Origin of the sequence: Vibrio sp. Vb1980 (genome assembly GCF_033338615.1) — a bacterium.
Lineage (GTDB): Bacteria > Pseudomonadota > Gammaproteobacteria > Enterobacterales > Vibrionaceae > Vibrio > Vibrio alginolyticus.
In genome coordinates this window covers 186658-207503 of record NZ_JAWOSZ010000001.1, presented here as the reverse complement: position 1 = coordinate 207503, position 20846 = coordinate 186658, and the positions used below count along the sequence as shown (strand labels likewise).

Genomic DNA, 20846 nt, shown 5'->3' with positions numbered 1-20846 from the left:
ATTTAGGAAAAGTTGGCGGATACTAACATGATGTTGCATTTAAGAATGGGCGCCGTAACACTCGCCACATTGATATCCGCTGGTACTGATGCGAGCGCCAACGAGAACTGGCAGTTCGAGAGTGACAAGAATGGAATCACAATTTACTCCCGAGAACATAGTGACGGTTTAGTTGAGATCCGTGCCCGGATGTTCACACCCACCAGCTATGGTGCATTTTTAACGCTACTGGAAGACAGTGACAATATCCCGAACTGGATTGACAATGCCAGTCATAGCCAGGTTTTAAATCAGATATCGGCCACCGAGAACATCGTTTACACCCAGTTTAAAGCACCATGGCCTGCCAAAAATCGGGATATGGTCACCTACTCAAAGTACTGGGTCGATGAGCTGGGATTCACCATAGAAATCAAAAGCGCACCTGACTCATATCTTGCTGAACAAAATGGTTATGTTCGAATTCGCTCGGTTGATGCGACTTGGGAGTTACAAAAACTCACAAACGATACAACACTCGTGGAATACAAGGCGTTTGCTGACCCCGGAGGTCTATTGCCAAACTGGCTGATCAACAAACTCTCAAAAGAAAGTGCATGGGCGACATTTAGTAATTTAAGAAAAGAGTTACCTGAATATCAACAATACTCTCATCCTCAAATAGATGAGTAAGCGTCGCTCTTCCCACTCGCTTTTTAATACGGTACATAATAACAAAAGGCGGCATATGCCGCCTTTTTCTACTCAATGTGTTACTGCTGTGCAACCGTTACAGGTTTAGTTGCACCACGGTAATCAAACTCAAAACCAATACCTTGGTCTGTCACGTCCATCGTCATACCACCAACAAGCTCGCCTTGTAAGCTTTTGACAACATCATCCGGAACCGGCTCCCCAGTGATTGACGACGTACTCTCTAACACTTCCAAAATACGTTCTGAATCAAAATCAAAGCTGAACAAGCCATTTGGAGAAAGTGATTGCGCCATCACTTCTTTGCTTGCTTCCGCAGCACTATCACCACTGTAAAGGGTGAAATGGTTTTCGTTTAGACGAGCAAACACGTCCACCTTCATGCCAGTATGCATTTCTAATAGGTCACTGACATTAACAGGTTGGTTATCCGGTTGAATTTGCAGTTGAGCAAGTTCAGGAACGAACATTTGCGCAGTTTGAATAAGCATCATTGGATCATTGGCAGAAAGAGACAACATACCATCTAGCTGGCTAAATACTTCACCATGCTGAGCATTAGTATCTACTTTGATATCAAACATTTGCAGGCTTAACCCTTTAAGGCCGTTAACCATGCCTGACCCCATGCTTACAGCGGCTGCTGGATTCTGGCCGCCCATCTCTTGCTGCATTTGTGTCAATAAAGAGCATTGGTATTGAGGCTGAGTCAAGTCAGCCCAAATCTGACCAATCGATGGCGCTAGCGTATTAATGTCTAAACCAAGCGCCATACTAAAGAAACTCTTATCACTTTTAGACTCTGCCAATACACCACGAATCGACTTGAGCGCATCGAGAATCACTTTATTGTTGGACTCAACAACAAAAGAACCTTTAATGAACGCCTGATCGCCTTTCATCTTGTATTCTGCAAACGCGACGGACTGAGGCCAGTTTTCTGCAACTTGAGTAAGCTCAGTATGGCAGGCTGGTGAACGCATTTCCTCAATAGTTGGTTCAGGATCTATTGCATCCAACGTGCTAATTTGACGAGCAAACATATTGCCATCTTTCGTCGTCAAACCTTTAATCACTTCGCGATGATCAAAGTAACCAAAAGAGTTGTTGTTTTCACCGTATTTGGCTTGCAACGCCTCAAGACGTCCACTCTCAACAATATTTTGACTTGGTGCTTCAAGCCCTAATGCCATTTTAATCGGGTTTTGAACGCCCAGTTGCGGAACATCAACCGTTAACGTAAGCACGTTATCAACCACGGCTACAACCAAGCCAATACCGTCCTGCGGGTCAATTGAATCAGTCATCTCGTAACGACGATACTCGACTTCACCAAGCTTAACCAACTCATGCTTAGCGCCGCTCATCTGCTCTTCATGATCCAGTGTTTTCCATAACGCGGCAGGGTCTTCAATATCCACTTTGTACACCGGTACCATACCAATTGTGTACAACACAGGATTAATGTTTTCCCCGGTGCCCAAATAAGCTTTTAATGTTTCTGGCGACGCAGCACTCTCTAGGTACCCATCGAATAAGTTAACTGCAAACTGCTGTTGTGGAGACAGTGGTTCATCGGCAAAAAGTTCTGCAATCGAGCCTTGGTTCGCCGTACCGAATGCGTTCATGTATTTATAATGGTTAAAAGGTTCTGTCTGATACGTCACCATAAGTGAATCTGCAGGAACTTGCGTTAACAGTGAGCCTGCATCACTTGCGGTAGTATTGTTTTGGTACAGGTAGCCAGCGCCCCCTGCAGCTGCGACCACTGCTGTAGCCAATAGTAGTTTTTTCACGACCAACTCCGTTGTCATAGTTATGTGTTCCTAAACGAAATGTAACGCTTAGGTTTAAAGCCAATGAATAGTGCTTTATATCAACCGCTATCATAAACAAGTTATCGATGTAATGAATGTCGGTTTGATAAATTATCCAACATTTATAAGGCAAACCGTGAAGTAAGTTGAATTGCGTGCGGATGCTATTGGCAATATTCACAATCCAATTTCTCGGATAACCGCCTTAAAAATCATAATATTCAGTTAAATGAAGCGATTTGGAGTAATTACGACCAAAATCAGCAGAATATTAAATCTTTATTGAGTCTTTTATCTAATATCTGAAAACGCCTCACGACCTGACACTTCTTTCCAATTTGCCTCTGGCAGTCCCTACTCGTTTTCCTTACATTCCTACTAACTCAGTGACGAGACGTATACCAAATACGAGCAATAGAAGACGATGAAAGACCAGTTGACGATCTCTATATCAACTATCAATGGCTCAAGACATTGGTACTTCAGTAAAAGGATGCAACGCAACATAAAAACGTTTTTCGTTTTTTTTGTTGTTGCTCTGGCCGCGACCGTAATCTTAATTCATCACTTGTACACTCGCGTTGATAATGCAGCGTTAAAACAAGCTGAATTGACAGAGCATTCACGCACCATGGGTGAAGAACTCAGCACACTGAAAACACTTAAATCAGAGCTAGAAAATGACCTTTCAGAACGTGAAGAACGGGTACAACTTGTTTCGGAACGTTTGGGTGAATTAGAGAAAGTGCTTGGGGTTGGAGAACATACCTCGACAAATAACTTGGATGCTAGGCTCGATGCAGCGGCGATAACCTCAAACGTTCGCATGGTGTTATTAAACCAAATACCAAGTGGCTCTCCAGTCGGCAACGTACGGCTATCTTCCGGATTTGGTAAGCGTATCCATCCGGTGACAAAAGTTGCCAAGATGCATCGTGGGCTCGATTTTGCCGTAAATATCGGCACCAAAATTTATGCCCCTGCCGATGGGGTAGTGGAAGTCACCCGCCGCAGTAATAAAGGCTCTGGTAACTTCCTCAGGCTACAACATTCTTTCGGTTTTTCGAGTTCTTATTCGCACTTGAAAGCGTTCAAAGTAAAAAGTGGTCAGTTCGTCAAAAAAGGGCAGCTGATTGCAATTTCCGGCAACAGTGGGCTCTCTTCTGGCCCTCACCTGCATTACGAGGTGCGATTTGTTGGGCGAGCACTGAATCCGAAACCATTTGTCGATTGGAGCCTTAATGATTTCGAAGACATTTTTACTAAGGAGCGAAGAATACGATGGGAATCTTTAATCAAAACAGTGGAACAACGAGTAGCTCAGCAGCTTCAACTCTCATCGCCAAAGGCTGTTCTCTTAGCGGAGAACTCAAAGTAGAAAACGATGTCCAGATTGATGGCATCGTCGATGGTCAAATTAACGTGGAAGGCACTCTCGTTGTCGCAGAAAGCGGGCGAGTAAACGGTGAAATTTACGCTAAACAGCTGATCATTAACGGCATGATGGACGGAAACTGTCACGCAGAACACATTCAAGTGCTTGCCAAGGGATGCGTAAGCGGTAGGATCTGGAGCAATAACCTCAGCATTGAACCTGGTGGCAAATTCTTTGGTGAAGCAGCTGAATTACCTGAAAAAGAAGTGGTAACGCTCAAGGGTAAGGCTCAAGACAGTGCGATCACAAAAGAAAACAACACCAACAATGAAAAGCGACTTTCGCGTAAATCAGCATAAAAGCTTTGATTAAAGTGCTTAAAAAAGACGGCTTTCACGCCGTCTTTTTTATTACTATTGCCACGATTTTCGTCAGAAACTACGTGATTATTCGGCCGGATTTAAAACCATCACCGAGCGTTTTGCCTGTGGACCAAAAGCTGATTTTGCATGCGCTTTCACTTCATCTAACGTCACACTTTTAGCCACTTTCTCAACGTCAAGTAACACATCGACGCCGTAATCATGCACCAAATAACGAGTATATGCCCATGATCTCTGTGCTGGGTTGTCATCCAATCCTTGCATCGCGACTGCCAGTTGTTTCGCGGCCGTATCCACTTCTTTTTGGGTAATATTTGACGCTAAACCATCAAACACTTTGCCTAGTTTACTCTCTAAAAGTGCCACGTCTTCGGGCTCAACTTGAGACTCCAAGAGCCAATCAGAGATGGGTTCGCGATCTTGTGTCATGGTGTAAATGCTCGGGCTGTAATCAAGGCTAGACTCTTCTCGCACAATATCCAAAACACGTGCATTACTAATACGTTGCAAAATATCTTCGATAACCGTGTCTCTTGCCGTACGTTGGTAATCGCTCGTATTAGTCAAACGCATTACATACAACGATGAAGGTTCATGCCCATCCGCAACCACAGTTCGCTCCGGCACTTCCGGGTTAAACGCAACGTGATAATCAATCGAACGACTCGGTTTCATTTCGATAGAGGCCACATACTTACGCAAAAGTGGTGTAATTTCTTCCGGCTCTACGTTTGCAACAATAACCATCTTAAAACCATCATTGGTTTTGAAAAGTTGCTCATGCACCGCTAGTACCTGCTCGGAAGTCACTTGTTCAACATCATCACTGGACACTATACGATGACGACTCCCCGGCAAATAAGAATTGCCGTTTGCTTTTTGAATCAGTTTTCCCATCGGTGATTCAAAAAAAGCGCCGCTCTGCTGTTTAAACTCTTGCTTCGCTGCTTCCATCTGGCGCTCGTCGACTTTAATCTCCGTCGCTAGGTTGTATAGTCCATTCAAAGCATCAGTTAGGTGCGTATTTGGCGCCGTAATTTGAGCTCCGTGACTGGTCGCATCAAGCATCGCGCCAAGCGCAATGTTGTTTTTGCGTAAGTAGCTATCTAGCTCTGAACCAGAAAATGTCCCTAACCCACTGCGTATTGCCGTTGTTGCTGCGATTTCATAAGCGGCATACAACGTCGGATCAACAGCGGCTTTACCACCTTGGCTCGCATAGTAAATATACGCTCGACCACCCGCTTTAGTATCTTTTGGGAACCACACTTCGATACCGTTTGATAGCGTATAGACTTGAAAACCACCCGCTTCCTGACGCATGCTCGTGATGCTGCCTTCCTGGGTAGGCTTTAAGAATCCATCCACTTTGTCATACATCTCTAACGGTTTTTCGCCAGTTTGAAGATAGGCACTGTTTAGAGCGGCAAATACACCATTGAACTGTTCTGACGTTTCGCTTTTCCCCAAACCAATAAAAAAGCTTGGCTGCTGAGATAACAAAGCCGTCAATTGTGTGTTAATGCTCTCTAAATTCTCGTTGTTGATGAATTCTGCCAAACTCTGGGCATAATTCTCTTTTGATTGGCTGACACTGTCTTGTCCAATTTGAAAAACACGTGCTTCTGCGTAACTGTTTGGCTTACGCTGACTCCAATCTGAATCAATATTTGCAAGTTCACCTTGCCAATTTGACATAACGCTATCTAACTCGGATTGAGTCGCACCATAATCTCTTAACGACGCCAAGGTACGAATGAAAGTCTGGTGCATTTGTTCGCGGCGATCTGGTGCAAACGAAATCCCTGCCGACATCATACGCTGATAGTTAGAGTAATAGGGCTCTGCATAAGCGTATTGAAAAGGTTCAGCGGCATCACTGAGTACACGGATCAAACGCTGTTGAATGAGTTGTGTTGCGACTTCATCACGCCACACTTCATGTTGTTGCTCAATCGTCGCGCTGCCACTTAGACCACGCTCAATCACTAAATGAAGACTTGGTGATTCCATCGTGTTACTTGGCAAGATTCTGTTTTCGTTGTTCACTCGAATATCACGGCGCTTCTCTATTACCGTATCCGAGGTACTTTCCCAGTTCGAGAACTTGCTTTTGATAATCTTGGACAGTGAATCTACGTCGATATTACCAGTCACAATCAACTCGGCATTTTGTGGCTGGTACCACTTGTCGTAAAACGCCTTTAACTTACTCGAGGAAGCGTTTTGAATCGCTTCGCGAGTACCAATTGGGTCATGTTCACCATACATAGTGCCTTCAATCGAGGCTTGGTAAGCATGCATAGAAAAGGACTTATCATCTGGATTAGCACGTCGCCATTCCCCAAGAATCACCCCTTTTTCTTTCTCTACTTGCTCAGGAGCAAACTCAAGTCCGTTACCGATATCTCTCATCCACTTCAGGGCATCTTCTAGCTTCGTATTATTCGCAAGGTCAAGTTGGTAAGACGTTTGCTGATAACTGGTAAAAGCGTTGATATCAGCGCCAAAGCTACCACCAGATTGCTCAAAAAGTTTGACAACGTCGTTACCGGTAAAATGCTCACTACCATTAAACGCCATATGCTCAACAAAGTGAGCGTAACCCTTTTGAGAAGATGTTTCTTGGAATGAGCCGATATTCATCACCAAACGGACCGAGACTTCTTGGTCTTCTGTTGGATAGAGATGGTATTTCATACCGTTCGATAACTGGTCCACGTGCCAGTTGGCGTCAGGTTGAATCGGCGTCGACTGTTGTATCAGAGCACACCCTGACACTAATAACGCGGGGACTAACAATATACTGCGCATAACGATTGCCCATAACAATGATTAAGCTAATCAATATATATCCGGTGCTATAACCTTCACATTTTTAATGGATTATCAGACACGCAAATGTGATAAAGATCACCATTTATTGAAATCAATTCTCATTTACAAAAATCGACAAATCCTTACTTTACAAATACATAAATAATATCGTTCCAAATCCTTTTGCTTATTTGGTGTAAAACTCAAATTCGCGACATGGAGTCAGTATTTATTTTGAGCAATAAAATATAATTATTGAACAGATTCGAATCTGACTTTCTGCTGCATATTCAACAGCGCAGAGAGCACTGATGAGAATAAAAACACAACAACTATTATTCAAAGATCTATTATTCGCTTTATGTTCAAAAATCTATCATTAAAAAACAAACTGGCAATCTCTGCCAGTGCCGCCATCATTCTAGGGGGAGTGCTGGTAGAGGGGCTGTCTTTTCGAGATTCATTAAATAGGCTCGATGTCGAAGTCGCACAGCGACTAGAAAGCACTAGCGCATCTTACAATCAATACGTAAAGGACTGGCTACTCTCTAAAGAGCGCGCACTAACTTCACTCTCTTCTGATTCAGAGAAACGTTCTCTGGTTACGCATTTGAAACAAGTCCGAGACTCTGGCGCGTTCGATAACGTTTTCCTCGCTTACCCGGACGGGTCACAAGACAACGCTAATGGGGTGGTTTTGCCACCAGGTAATAACGATCCTCGTAAGTGGGGCTGGTACACCAATGCAATCGCCAACCCATCGAAAGTCTTTATGGATAACCCGACCGTCGCAGCTGCCACGGGGGCTAACGTCGTGTCGCTCGGTAAAGCCCTGCAATTGCATGGTCAAACCGTCGTTCTGGGTGCTGACGTAGAGATCGGTGATATCCTGAACAGTCTCAACCAAGTGATCCTACCGGGTGAAGGTTATATGTTTATTGCCAATGAACAGGGCAATATTTTCACTCATAACAACGGTAAACTGCTGAATCAACCGGTTAGCAAGCTGGGCCTCAACAACAACGACATTACGTCTGCCGCACGTTCAGGTACAGAGCGTCGCGTCTCTATTAACGGCACCGAATATGTGATTTACGCGCGCCACATAGAGGGTACCAAGCTCACAACAGTGACGGTGTTAGATCAAAACTCGTTGGTTGCCCCACTTTACGATGCTGTTTGGGATCAGATCATCGCAACCACCATCGTCGTCGTTATCTGCGTAGCTTTGTTTAATCTGCTATGTAACATCTTGTTCCGTCCGCTCTACAACGTTTCGAATGCGCTTGCACAAATCGCAAACGGTAGCGGCGACCTAACTCAACGCATCAAAGTAGAAAACCGTGACGAAGTTGGTGAGCTGGCTGAAAACTTCAACCAGTTCGTTGAAAGTTTGCAGCAACTTATTGGTCACATTCGTCACCAAGCGGAAGAACTGAGCCAACAATCGGAGCTGAGCACGAATCGCGCGAATCAATCGGTTTCCGATCTGAACCATCAGCAACAAGAAATCACGATGGTGGCGACCGCTGTGACTGAAATGGCATCGGCAACGCAAGAGATTGCAGCACATGCAGAGCAGACGGCTAAAGCCGCTCAAGACTCTTCAGCGAGCACACAAAATGGTCATGAGTTAGTGATCAACTCCAAGTCATCCATCAACAATTTGTCTTCTGAAGTCAACCAAGCGAGCGTTGTCATCGGCGAGCTCAACCAGCACGCGCAAGACATCTCAACCGTACTATCAACGATTCGAGACATCGCAGAACAAACCAACTTACTGGCTCTGAATGCGGCGATTGAAGCGGCGCGTGCAGGTGAACAAGGTCGCGGTTTTGCCGTTGTTGCAGACGAGGTTCGCGTGCTATCACAACGCACACACACCTCAACCGAAGAGATTCGCTCGACGATCGAGACCTTGCAGCAAACCACACAACGCGCTGTGACCATCATGGATACAAGCTCTCAGCTCGCGCAAGGTTCGGTGGAAGATGCAGATCGCGCAGCACTGGCTCTGGATGAAATCAACGCGGCCGTTGCGCTGATCAGCGATATGGCAACGCAAATCGCGACCGCCGCCGAAGAGCAAACGCACGTAACCAATGAAATCACGCAAAATGTCACGTCCATTAAAGATGTGACCGATCACTTGGTAGTTGGTGCCGAAGAATCGATGAATCAATCTGCTGAGCTGAAATCGCAAGCTGAGGATCTCAACTCGAAAGTGGCGACGTTTAAACTGGCTTAAACGCCACATTAAGGACGCTCTTAAAAACAACAAACCCCGCTAGCAACTTTGTTACTAGCGGGGTTTGTTTTTATGGATCGACGTTTTTATTGCAGATAGCTTTCCAAAGACGTAAACCTACACCGCCACACACATCGGCGTGCCTGAGATTGGGTCATTAAATACTCTCGCTTGTAAATCAAACACCGATGACAACATGCCTTCTGTCATTACCTCTTGCGGTGTTCCCTGCGTGACTAACTGACCTTTTTCCAACACCACCAAATGATCGCAGTAACGGCACGCTTGGTTTAGATCGTGCAGCACTACGACCACTGTTTTGCCTTTGTCGTTCATCTGCCTCATGAGTTTCATCAGCTCAACTTGGTGAGAGAGATCCAAGTAAGTGGTTGGCTCATCAAGCATCACTACGTCGGTATCTTGCGCCATTACCATCGCAATCCACGCTCTTTGCCTTTGACCGCCAGACAACGATTCAACTGGCTTGTCAGCAAACTCAATCACGCCAGTATCTTGCATTGCTTGCTCGACCAAGGCTTTGTCTTGTTGACTTAACCTGCCCCAATGAGAGAGATAAGGCGAGCGGCCATATTCGACCAGTTTTCTGACGGTAATACCTTCAGGACTGACAAGAATCTGCGGCAGCAAAGACAACGAACGCGCCAAGCGTTTATCACCGTAGCTGCTTAGTGGTTTGTCGTCATACAACACTTGGCCAGAAGCAGGTTTATTGATGCGTACCAAGGTTTTTAATAGTGTCGATTTACCGCAACCATTTGGACCAACTAGTGCGGTAATTTTACCTTGAGGAATCGACAAAGAGAGATCTGGAATGATGGTCTGTTTGCCGTACGCGACGGATAAGTTCTGCGTTCGTAACATGCTTACCAACCTCTGTAACGATACAAAAGAAAAATGAAATATGGTGCGCCAATAACAGATGTTAGCACCCCCGCTGGTAGCTCAATTGGCGGCTGTAAGCCTCTCGCTAAACCATCGGCGCAAATCACCAACAAAGCGCCAAGGGTTGCAGCGGCTGGAATCAACAACTTGTGGTTGTGGCCAAACAGCAAACGCGCAAGATGCGGCGCAAGCAGGCCAACAAAGCTGATCGTGCCTGCCACAGACACACTGATGCTCGCCAATAGCACGGCAGCAATCAGCGCAAGAATTTGGATCTGTCTTGGTTTCGTGCCAAGTGTAGTGGCGCTTTCTTCTCCCAGTCCCATAACATCTAGCCGCCAAGCCAGCCAAAACGCCAATGGCAGTAGCAGCAATAAAGCACTCCAAATAAACGGCACTTGTTGCCAGTTTCGTCCCCACAAACTGCCGGTTAGCCATACCATCGCCGTGTTGATTTCAATAGGGTGCACAATCAGAAGAAAATCGATACCGCTGGCTAAAAATGCGCTGACAGCAACACCAATCAGCGCCAAACGTGCTGGTGTTGGTTTCGACCAGTAAGCCAGCACAGCAATAAAGCCAGCAGCAAGCAAGCCTCCCGCCATGGCGACCATCGGCAACATTGCCACTGGCGCATTCGGATACAGCACCAAACAAGCGGTAGCCGCCAGTCCTGCTCCGGCGCTTATCCCCATTAAATCTGGTGAGGCAAGTGGATTACGGATGACGCCTTGAACTAAAACGCCTGACAGCCCCAACCCAGCGCCCACGCCAATGGCGAGCAACATTCTCGGTAATCGATATTGGTGAATCACAAAGTCCGAGTCAGAGAAAGAAAACAGTAATGCAAAAACCTGTTGAGCCGACATGTTCGCCGCGCCAACAAACAGCGTGAGAGAAGACGTAATCAGCAACAATCCAACTAATGCAAACAGTTTGGTTTGATTCATCATGATGATTTCCTCATTGCAATCGCGATAAAGCAAGGTGTGCCCAACAGCGCGGTAATCACGCCCACTGGCGTTTCAGCCGGAAAAGCAATCGCGCGTGATAAAGCATCTGACCACGTCACTAATGTCGCGCCACACAAGGCGGAAACCGGAATGAGAATGTGATAGTTGTGACCAACAATCGGGCGCACCAAGTGCGGCACTAACAACCCGACAAAGCCAATTGGTCCAGCAATCGCTACGCTAGTTCCTGCCAACAGCACAACCGATAAACCACTGATAAATCGCGTAAGACGAATGTTACCACCTAGCCCAACAGCAACTTCGTCCCCCAACGCGAGTAAATTTAAGTTTCGCGCTAAGCCCATGGCGAGCACCAAACCTAAAGTCGCAAAAGGCCACAGTTGCTGCCACTGCTCAGAATCTACCGCAGAGAGTGAACCCGTTAACCAATGCAACACGCTGTAAGCCATGTCATCCGCCAAAATTACCGACGCACGAGTTAACCCTATCAGCAACGCACTGATGGCAATGCCCGCCAGCACCAAACGCAATGGGTGAGAACGCGCAGAGAAAAAACCACCCAACAACATGACCGCACCACCACTTAGTAGCGCGCCGAATACCGCGTTGATGATTGGGTTCAATTGACTAAAGAATGGTGCGCCGATGGAGGCCAAGGCCATAAAACACGCCGCACCAGCATTAATGCCGAGAATGGATGGCGACGCCAAAGGGTTGCGAGTTAACCCTTGCATCAGCACGCCAGATACCGCAAGCGAAGCGCCAATCAATAACCCAGCATAGGTGCGAGGCGCACGCAGCGTCGCGAGGATTTGATGCAGCATATTGCCCTCATCAAACGCAAACCAATAGCTTGTCAGATCATTAACGCTCAAAGAAAAGTTAGACCAGCCAATCATTGAGGCGGTATAGCCTGACAGCGTACACAACGCCATAGCACAGACAAACAAGCTCGCTTTCCAATGCGGTTTTCTAACCGAAGTCGGGCTTTCTGAGATTATCGACGCACTCATGAGCGCTCCAATAACGCTTCAAGATTGCGGGCAATTTCTTCCGCAGCCAACATGCCGCGATTTAACGACCACAGCTCAGGAGAGACCTCAACAAGTTGCTGTTTTTTCGCAGCGGTTAGCAGCTTAAATAATGGGTTTTTGCGCCACTCATCCACAATATTTGGTTGAGAGTAAAGTCCAACTAACAACCAATCAGGGTTGGTTTTTAGTAAAAGTTCGAAACTGGTTGGGATATACGCTTTTTGCTCAGATGGAGCCAGCGGGCTTTGGATGCCCAGCGTACTCAAAACGCCCCCAGCGTAAGAAACCGGGCTATGCAGCCACATCCCTTTGTCAGAAACCACACCAAACTGAATGGTTTCTTGTGTCGCAAAATGCTGTTTGAACTCCGCCATTGTCTGTTTGTGCTGCTCAATTCGTTGTGTCATTTTCGCTTGTTTGCCAATTGCCACGCCGATTTTGTGTGCGGATTCGAGATTTTCTTGATATGTCTCACCACGGCTTTTTAGCAGCAAGGTTGGCGCAATTCGCTGCAAATCTTGATAAATCGCGCGATGACGTTCTGCATCAGCAATGATCAAATCCGGCTTGAGCACCGCAATCGCCTCTAAACTCGGTTGCGAGCGCATGCCGACCGATTGCCAAGGACCAACCTTGGCACGAACAGCAGGAATGACTCGTGTGGCATCGTTGTCATCGGCGACGCCTACAGGTGAGACATCGACTGCCGCTAATGCATCGACAAACGAAAATTCTAAAACCACAATACGTTGAGGTATCGCTTCTAGCTCAAAAGTGCCTTGCTCATCTTGCACGCTACGCACCTGAGCACTTGCGGAAAATGACATAAAAACTGAGCTCAACAGCATCAGCAAAACGGTTGAAAAGTGTTTGATCGTAAATTGTTTTTTATTTTTCATCTTGCTTTTTTCCAGTGCTAAGTGTTTTCCAGTACCTAAGATCGGCAAAGTCGCCAAGGTAAATTGGCGACTTTTCTTTTCAAACTCGGTGAACGAAACGCTTAAAACTGATAGTTCAGATCCAGTGTGTAAGAGCGTCCCGGAGCTGGGTATCGACCAACTGGGCTGGTATCAATCCCACGGAAGTAATACTCCTCGTCAAACAAGTTGTTTACTGCAACATTCATGCGTAACTTGCCTTTGTCGTCTTTGTATAAATCCGTACCTAAGTTGAAGTTCCACACCATGTAAGACGGCACTTTGCCCGTTGCACCTGTTGCGTCTTCGGCACTGGTGTTGGCGTTATCGGTATACGAATCACTGAAGTAGAAGCCCGATAGCGTGGTGTCCATGCCGTAAAACGCGTAGGTCGCATCCCAACCAAGTTGATGTTTAGAGGTGTAAGGCAGCTGGTTACCTTTATTCGCACCCTCTTCTTCAAGCGTGGCATCGAGGTAGTTGTAACTTGCGCCCAAGCTCAGAGCAGGTAGAACTTCAGGCACGTAACGAGCAGAAAGTTCTAAACCTTGGTGAAGTGTTTTTCCGATGTTATCGAAGGTCTGCGTTGAGCTTTGCCATTGCAGTTGGTCTTCAAAATCGATGCGATAAAGTGCAGCGTTAAAACTGGTCGCATCTTGGGTGTAACGCGCGCCGACTTCGTAGTTCCAAGCCAGTTCGCTCCCTTCTTCACCCAAGCCTCGGATGTAGGCAATTTGTGGCGCACGAAGTGATTTTTGCGCGTTCGCATACGTCACCCACTGATCAGTTAAGTTGTATGCCACCGTCAAACCTGGCAACCATTCCGTCACGGTGTTGTCTGCTGTTTGTTTTTTACCACGATCGGTAAACGTCATTCGAACCGACTCAACACGCAACCCAGGCGTTACCTTCAATGTATCATTGAACAAACCAATTTCGTTGCTAACGTATCCAGCAAACGCGTCCGTATCTAAATGCCAATCACGCGGAACGCTGGTTGCACCACCGGCGATTGGAGTCTGAGTGAGTTTGTAGTCGATGTCTTCGTTAACATAACGGGTACCCACGATCCAGTTTTGAGTAACGGATTTACCTTCGCCAAAGTACATCGCCATTTTTGGCTCTATACCATACACGGTAAATTCACGTGGAGAGGTACGAACGTCCGTCGCTGGCAAAGCCGGATCAGCCCAATGGCCACCCGCGCTGTTAAAGCCCCACTTGAAAAGACGCTCTGACTTATGGCCAAACGTTAGCACTTCTAGCTCAGCACTGTCGGCAAATGGCAAATCGTGGATGTACTTAACACTCCAGCGTGTCGACTTACCTTCATAATCATCGTAAGGACGTTTCGATTGGTGACGATCTTGTTCGTAGTCTTGTGGCGAAAGTGCGCCCGGCATTTGCGTTTCAGCATCGTAACGTTGCAGGAATGCTTGAATCTCTTGAGTGTCACTCAATAGCCACTGTGCTTTGGCTTGGAAGTTCTTCACGTCCGTATCGGAATGTTCACGGAAGCTTTCACCTTTTAGGAAGTTACCTTCCAACTGTAGTGCAAATGTGTCGCTTAACCAGCCGCCCGTGCGTAGGTAAAAATCATTCAGCGGCGCATCACCGCCATCAAACACGGTAAGGCGGTTACTGATTTCAGTTTGCCACGTGTGTGGAATCGGTTTGGTCACTAAGTTGATCACACCACCGACGTTGTTTGGGCCGTACTGTACTGCGGCACCACCGCGTACAATGTCAATACGATCAAGCATCGACAGTGTTGCTGGGAAGATAGACTGACCAGTGTGACCATATGGCGCAAGTGTTAGCGGTACACCATCCATCAAGAACTGAGCATGACCACTACGGCTTGCTTTCAAACCACGTACGGAAATGTTAGGCAATACGCCCGTTCCGCTTTCATCCTGAACTTTAATACCCGGCACGCGCTGTAGCGCGTTATCAATCGAGCCTGCGGCGGTTTTCTCGATTTGATCGCGGGTAATGACGGTACGAGCACCTGGGTACTCTTTGACGTCTTCAATTTCAGATTTACCAATCACGCTACCAGTGACAACGACGGTTTCCATCGCGGTAGTTTGTTCTTTTTTAGCAGGATTAGCAGGAGCGGCAGCCGCGCTCATGGATGTGGCAGAAGCGATTGCAATCGCAAGCACACTGTAAGTGGTAGACAAACCAGCACGTACACGCACTTTACCATCCAAATTCTGGTAAGACATTAAGATCTCCTTTGCGAGAAATTGAGCCTCGGGCAGAATACATCCCGTAGGCTCTCGGGGCTAAACATCCTCAATATGAGGAAAAAATCGGCTAACAGGCGCTAACTACGCACAAAAAGCCTAGAACTGATATCCGTAGCTGAGCATAAACTCGGCTGGTGCGCCGTAGCCAATCTGGTTTAAGCCAGACGTGCCGTTTGTTGCGCCAAGAATGTATTTCTCATCCAAAATGTTGTAAGCGTTCGCTTGGATTTTATGACGACCAGTGGTGTACGCCGCCATCAAATCCACCGTTGTGTAATCGCCAAGTGCGACAGCTTCGTCGTTACCTGCGTAACGGTCGCCCACGTACTTCACACCACCGCCTAAACGCCAGTTGTCATTCAATTGGTAAGTGCTCCAAAGAGAGAACAAGTGGTCTGATACATCGTTCGGCTTTTTGCCTGTGGCTTTGTCTTCCGCGTCCAAGTAGCTGTAACCCACAGAGATGTCCCACTGTTTGGTGATTTGACCGCGAGCCTCTAATTCAATACCTTGGTGACGCACTTCAATTTTATCGATCACATCGCCGTCCACGTTAGTTTGTGGTTGCTCTTGATCAATCTGGAACAGTGCCGCATTCAACATTAATGCGTTATCCAAAAGGTACGCTTTCGCACCCACCTCTTTTAAGTCGGTGTGGAAGAATTCCGCCAATTTTGGATTGATGTAGATACCAGCGTACGGTAACTGCCAAGAGCGCGCTAAACTGGCGTATACGGATGTGTCGGAATTGATGCGGTATACCAAACCAGCACGGTAGCTGACTTTGTCATCATCCAACTTTTCCTTATCTGAGCCCGCTTTTTGTTGTTCGAGCTCCATCGAGTCGTAACGCACGTTACCGATCAAAGAAAGGTCGCCCCACGTATAGACGTCTTGCACATACAAACCTGTCGTGGTGGTGGTATTGTCACGAAATGGCTTAAAGCCCGGATCAGGCGTTGGACCAACGACTGGGTCGTATATATTTTGCGGAGGAAGCGTTTTGTCACTTGCCAACGTTAGGTCGATATCGATCTGGTTGAAATCTGCACCCACCATCAATTGATTGTCCCTGGTTTCCCAAACCAACTCAGATTGTAAAGTGGTCGTAGTACGTGGATCGTAACCAAAGTTGTTGACGGTTTGAGACACTTCATTACCCGTCACTTTGCCCTGACGCGTGCCTTTTTGCTCAAGTTCGATATGGTTGAACGCCGCTCGGTTGTTCCATACCCATTGATCATTCAGACGCCATTCGTAATCCACCGCAATACGGAGACTGTCTGACTCCTGATAGTCGTTTGTGCCGCCAAAGTAAGTGCTTACTGGCAAATCAACTGGCTTGCCATTTTTTGATGGCACACCACGATATGGCACTAATTCTTGATGGGCGTATTCCACGTCAACATCAATGGTGTGACCATCCGCTGGTAACACACGAATGGTCGGTGCAATGAAGAAATCGTTTGAATCAACATGATCAACGTACGAGTCGGCTTGACGGTATTCCAAGTTAATACGCCCGTTGACCTTATCTGTAAACGCCATTGAGCTGTCGACCTGACCAACATATTGGTTGTTGCTGCCTACACTACCGTTTACGTGAGTAAAATTCTCACCGTTAGCGCGTTTCGTCACCAAGTTGATGATGCCCCCAGCCGAACCACGGCCATACAAAGCACTCGCAGGGCCTTTCACAATTTCAACGCGTTCAACGTTCGCTAAGCTGCGGTAAGACTGCAACGTACCGTCATCTCGCAAGCCATCACGGTACATATCGTTGAGTGAATCAAAACCACGGATCATGAACTGATCGCGGCTGCCTTCGCCCAAGGTGTTATTGACCCCGGCTACCCCATCTAGCGCATCCACTAAACGCACCGCGCCTCGGTCTTGCATTTCTGTTTTCGTTACTACGGATACCGCTTGTGGCACATCAAGCCATTCCACATCGGTTTTGGTGCCTGATTGAGGCATGTGTTCAGCATAACCTTCGTACTGATGACCGAAGACTTGAATCGTTTCAGTTGCTGATGGGGTTGAGTTCGTCTCTTCTGAAGCCACTGCGCTTGGTGCTACTAATGAAGAACCAATCGCGACCGCCAAGGGGGTCAGGGTCAATAATTTATTCATTCCATAATTCCGTTTAGTTGTTATAAAGCCAACGGATGGAAATAAGAACAAATATTATTTCTATTTGCAATATTAATTTTATGCTCTATATTTATTTACCCTAAAAACACAACTAACAACAAAAAAAACCAAATATCATAACAATAAATACTAAAACTTCTGCCCTCCGTCTCGAGAGAGGCACATTGGAAGACGACCGTGAGCGACTTTATCAACGTTAGAAGAAAATGTTAGAAAATTAGGAAAGCTCATGAAATCTACGATGATTATCGTAAGTCATGTCGTTAACGATGCAGTCACTCACGGCTTTGTGCCTGCAGCTAAAGCGATGGACCTTCACGTCGTTCTTATCACCGACCATAAGCTCAGCCATTTAGAGTTGGCAAGTCATGATAGTCACTTTAATCCGGATACCATTCTAGAATGTGATGTCTTCAACCCATTAGAACTCATCGAAACCATCACGGAGCATGAATTAAAGCCAGACGCTATTTTCAGCAATAGTGATCACTTACAAACTTCCACCGCCATCTGCGCGCAATTTTTTGGCCTCCCATCCAAAGATTGGTCTGTCACGTTAAAGGCCAAAAACAAACACTTAACTCGACAAGTGTTAAATGAAAAATCCTTACCCAACACACAAAGCTGTTTGCTGCATCGCCATTCGAATGTGGCATTAGGCATGGCCTTCCCTGTCGTAGCAAAACCCAAAGAAGGCGTGGCAAGTTTAGATGTACAGCGCTGTGACTCCCAAAGCGAGCTCGATGCTTACTGCGAGGCGTTTTGGCAAAAGCACCCAAACGCCGCCATTCTGGTGGAGCAGTTTCTTCAAGGACCGTTGGTTACGCTCGAAACTTTAGGAGACGGTAACCAACTTATCGCCGTGGGCGGTTTTGATGTGTCGCTCTCTGAGCCGCCTTACTTTATCGAAACCGCCGCAGACTGGAACGGACCAAACGGCATTGCTCACCGAGAAGCTTGCTTGGCTCAACTGAAAGCGTTCGGCGTTGGTTTTGGAGTTTGCCACAGCGAATTTATTATTACGGAAAATGGCCCGGTTCTGGTGGAAATTAACTACCGCAGTATTGGAGATGGCCGCGAATTCTTGCTCAACAATCTCGCTCACTTCGGCTGGTTTAGCACGATTTTGGGTCTGCATCTGGGTCGAAGATTGGACGGCGATTACCAAATTCATGGGTCAGCGCACGTGCACTACGTAGTTGCGGGACACAGTGGTGTGATTGACGGAGGTTCGACGTCGTTCATCCAACACGATGACGATATCATCACCCAGCAACAGGTACTAAAAACCGCTGGAGAACACTTCCAACAGAGTTATTCCAATAAGGATTATCTCGCCCGAATTTCGATTGTCTCACTATCAGGGCGAAACCTCGACCAAGCGCTGCAGAACGCGCTTAGCAATTTCGATCTCGCTCCGACTCGTGAGGTGGCAGCATGAATGACAACGCTTTGTATCTAACGCAACGATTGATCGACACTTGCTTGCGCGAAGACATGTTTGGCATTTTGTCGAAGGCCAAGTTCAGTAGAGACGCGCCAAAAGGGGTAATTGTTCCTCAAGACGAGCAAGTCTGGCTGATATTTGCCAACTCTGATTTCACGTTGTATTTACCTGTTGCGCCAACGTATTACATGCAGCACTGGCGCTACGGTCACGCCAATGACGAAACACCACCAGGTTGGTGGGTGGAGAAAAATGGCCAAGTCGAGCATCAACAGCATTACAAAGAGTGGATTGCGCTACTAACGACACTGGCGCATGAGAGCTCTCACGAGTTGCTGGCGGGATACCTTCAAGAACTGGAATGTGCAGAGAAACACAAAGCGCTGTGTGACCAAGCGTTTCATCATCACGCAGACCACATTTCTCAACCAATATCCGAGCTTGGATCTTGGCATAAAAAGCTGCTGCTAGCCGACCAGATCGCTTCTTACCTTGACCATCCGTACTATCCAACTGCGCGGGCGAAGTTTGGTCTGAGCGATGAAGACCTTGCTAAGTACGCGCCCGAGTTTGCACCAAGCTTTGCTCTGCATTGGATTGCGATTGAAAAATCACTGGTGACATTAACCAGCGAACAACCTGATTGCTGGCCAACCATGGAGCAAGTTGGGCTTCCTGCTGATTTTGCACTGAGCCACGTTCTGTTCCCTGCGCATCCGCTCACTCTGCGATCTTTAGAAGCCTTACCCGAAGGTATGATAGAAGCGCCTTTAACGTATCTAGACGTGACGCCGACGCTTTCCGTTCGTACTGTGGTCGTCAGCGACGCACCGCACATTCACATCAAAGTTCCGCTTATCATGCGATCGCTAGGTACGAAAAACATTCGCTTAATCAAGCCTTCAACACTGTATGACGGCCACTGGTTTGAACGCCTACTCAGCCACCTTGAACAAACGGACGCCGACTTAAACAGTCGCTTGTTCCATTGCAACGAAAAACACGGTGGACACGTCGGCGAGGATAAAACCTTCGCGTACATCGTACGTGAGTACCCACTTACTCATTGCGAAGACAAAGCGTTAGTTCCGGTTGCAGCACTGGCTAGCCCAATGCCTGACGACCGCTTGTTCTTAGAACACTTGGCAGAGCAGTACTATCAACAAGATACGCTAGCGTGGTTCAAAGATTACGTCGACCTATTATGCCAAGTACACCTTACCTTGTGGCTTCGTTATGGCATTGCATTGGAGTCCAACCAGCAAAACGCCATCGTTGCATTTGATCAACAGGGCAAAATGACGCTCGCGATGAAAGACAACGACGCAGCGCGAATTTGGCCAGAGCGCTTCCACTTTGCAACAGAGCATGCCGCCCAAAAACAGGGCGCAGGAACAATTCCAGTGGATTGCGATGAACTGCTCGACCAACGCATCAAAGTCGACAATGAATTGGCGCTCGGTCAGATGTTTACCACCATCACATTACAATTGGATATCGCAGCGATTGTAGAAGCAATGGCTACAAAGGGCATTGCCTCTTCAGCATCGCTTTACGCCATCGTGGCCAAAAGCATTTCAGAACAACTCAACCGATTGGAAGGCGAAGGGTTAGAAACAAAACTGGCACGCGAGTTACTGCAAGAGGCGCCTGATTTGTACGCCAAGTACTTGTTGAGCTCTGGCAGTTTGCTCTCGAAAGAAGCCTCCGGCGCGAGTGACATCAATAAGTTCTATGGTTTGTCGGCTCCGAACTTCTTGCTGCTTTCTAGCGAAGAAGCGCAACGCGCCTACTTAGAAGCCATCAAAAAAAGCGTACGTTAAACGATT

The 20846-nt window shown here is 47.0% G+C and carries 14 protein-coding genes; 6 read left to right on the top strand and 8 right to left on the bottom strand.

From position 1 onward, the window contains the following. Positions 1-27: 27 nt before the first annotated feature. The gene (locus tag R7F64_RS00955) at positions 28-672 is read left to right on the top strand and encodes an START domain-containing protein (protein WP_268207997.1); all 645 of its coding nucleotides are present in this window, start codon (positions 28-30) and stop codon (positions 670-672) included. A gap of 80 nt (positions 673-752) precedes the next feature. On the opposite strand, the gene R7F64_RS00950 is transcribed toward R7F64_RS00955, so the two are convergent. Beyond that, a complete protein-coding gene (locus R7F64_RS00950; RefSeq protein ID WP_269128476.1) occupies positions 753-2507 on the bottom strand; it encodes a hypothetical protein in 1755 nt (584 codons plus the stop codon). 427 nt (positions 2508-2934) lie between these two features. On the opposite strand from R7F64_RS00950, the gene R7F64_RS00945 reads away from it, so the two are divergent. Next, positions 2935-3888, top strand: a complete 954-nt coding sequence (locus R7F64_RS00945; protein WP_005374721.1) for a M23 family metallopeptidase — start codon at positions 2935-2937, stop codon at positions 3886-3888. Beyond that, complete coding sequence (locus R7F64_RS00940) at positions 3792-4244, top strand: polymer-forming cytoskeletal protein (RefSeq protein WP_318071380.1); 453 nt, start codon at positions 3792-3794, stop codon at positions 4242-4244. The genes R7F64_RS00945 and R7F64_RS00940 overlap by 97 nt, the downstream gene beginning before the upstream one ends. Before the next feature lie 87 nt (positions 4245-4331). Here the strand turns inward: R7F64_RS00940 and R7F64_RS00935 are convergent, their stop codons facing one another. Further along, positions 4332-7082: a M16 family metallopeptidase gene (locus R7F64_RS00935; RefSeq protein ID WP_318071379.1), complete on the bottom strand. Its 2751-nt coding sequence runs from the start codon at positions 7080-7082 to the stop codon at positions 4332-4334. A 364-nt stretch (positions 7083-7446) separates the two neighbouring features. Here R7F64_RS00935 and R7F64_RS00930 point away from each other — a divergent pair, with 364 nt between their 5' ends. Then, positions 7447-9333, top strand: coding sequence for a methyl-accepting chemotaxis protein (locus tag R7F64_RS00930; protein ID WP_025768674.1), 1887 nt, complete (start codon positions 7447-7449; stop codon positions 9331-9333). Between the two features lie 117 nt (positions 9334-9450). Here the strand turns inward: R7F64_RS00930 and fecE are convergent, their stop codons facing one another. From fecE to R7F64_RS00900, 6 genes are all read right to left on the bottom strand, one after another. Further along, positions 9451-10215 (bottom strand): Fe(3+) dicitrate ABC transporter ATP-binding protein FecE, encoded by a 765-nt coding sequence (gene fecE, locus R7F64_RS00925; protein ID WP_054700603.1) that lies wholly within the window; start codon positions 10213-10215, stop codon positions 9451-9453. Positions 10216-10217: 2 nt separating this feature from the next. Then, positions 10218-11189, bottom strand: a complete 972-nt coding sequence (locus R7F64_RS00920; protein WP_005374716.1) for a FecCD family ABC transporter permease — start codon at positions 11187-11189, stop codon at positions 10218-10220. After that, positions 11186-12145 carry a FecCD family ABC transporter permease gene (locus tag R7F64_RS00915; RefSeq protein ID WP_372034734.1) on the bottom strand — a complete coding sequence of 320 codons (960 nt, stop codon included), beginning with the start codon at positions 12143-12145 and terminating at the stop codon, positions 11186-11188. The genes R7F64_RS00920 and R7F64_RS00915 overlap by 4 nt, the downstream gene beginning before the upstream one ends. A gap of 74 nt (positions 12146-12219) precedes the next feature. After that, positions 12220-13143 (bottom strand): Fe(3+) dicitrate ABC transporter substrate-binding protein FecB, encoded by a 924-nt coding sequence (locus tag R7F64_RS00910; protein ID WP_170897383.1) that lies wholly within the window; start codon positions 13141-13143, stop codon positions 12220-12222. A 101-nt stretch (positions 13144-13244) separates the two neighbouring features. Further along, positions 13245-15392 (bottom strand): TonB-dependent siderophore vibrioferrin receptor PvuA, encoded by a 2148-nt coding sequence (gene pvuA / locus R7F64_RS00905; protein WP_170897384.1) that lies wholly within the window; start codon positions 15390-15392, stop codon positions 13245-13247. A gap of 120 nt (positions 15393-15512) precedes the next feature. Next, the gene (locus R7F64_RS00900; protein WP_318071378.1) at positions 15513-17549 is read right to left on the bottom strand and encodes a TonB-dependent siderophore receptor; all 2037 of its coding nucleotides are present in this window, start codon (positions 17547-17549) and stop codon (positions 15513-15515) included. Positions 17550-17799: 250 nt separating this feature from the next. Between R7F64_RS00900 and R7F64_RS00895 the strand changes: the two genes are divergently transcribed. Continuing rightward, positions 17800-19011 carry a hypothetical protein gene (locus R7F64_RS00895; protein ID WP_318071377.1) on the top strand — a complete coding sequence of 404 codons (1212 nt, stop codon included), beginning with the start codon at positions 17800-17802 and terminating at the stop codon, positions 19009-19011. Further along, entirely contained in the window at positions 19008-20840 is a 1833-nt protein-coding gene (locus tag R7F64_RS00890) for an IucA/IucC family protein (RefSeq protein WP_318071376.1), read from the top strand. Before R7F64_RS00895 ends, R7F64_RS00890 begins: the two co-directional genes overlap by 4 nt. Positions 20841-20846 lie beyond the last annotated feature (6 nt).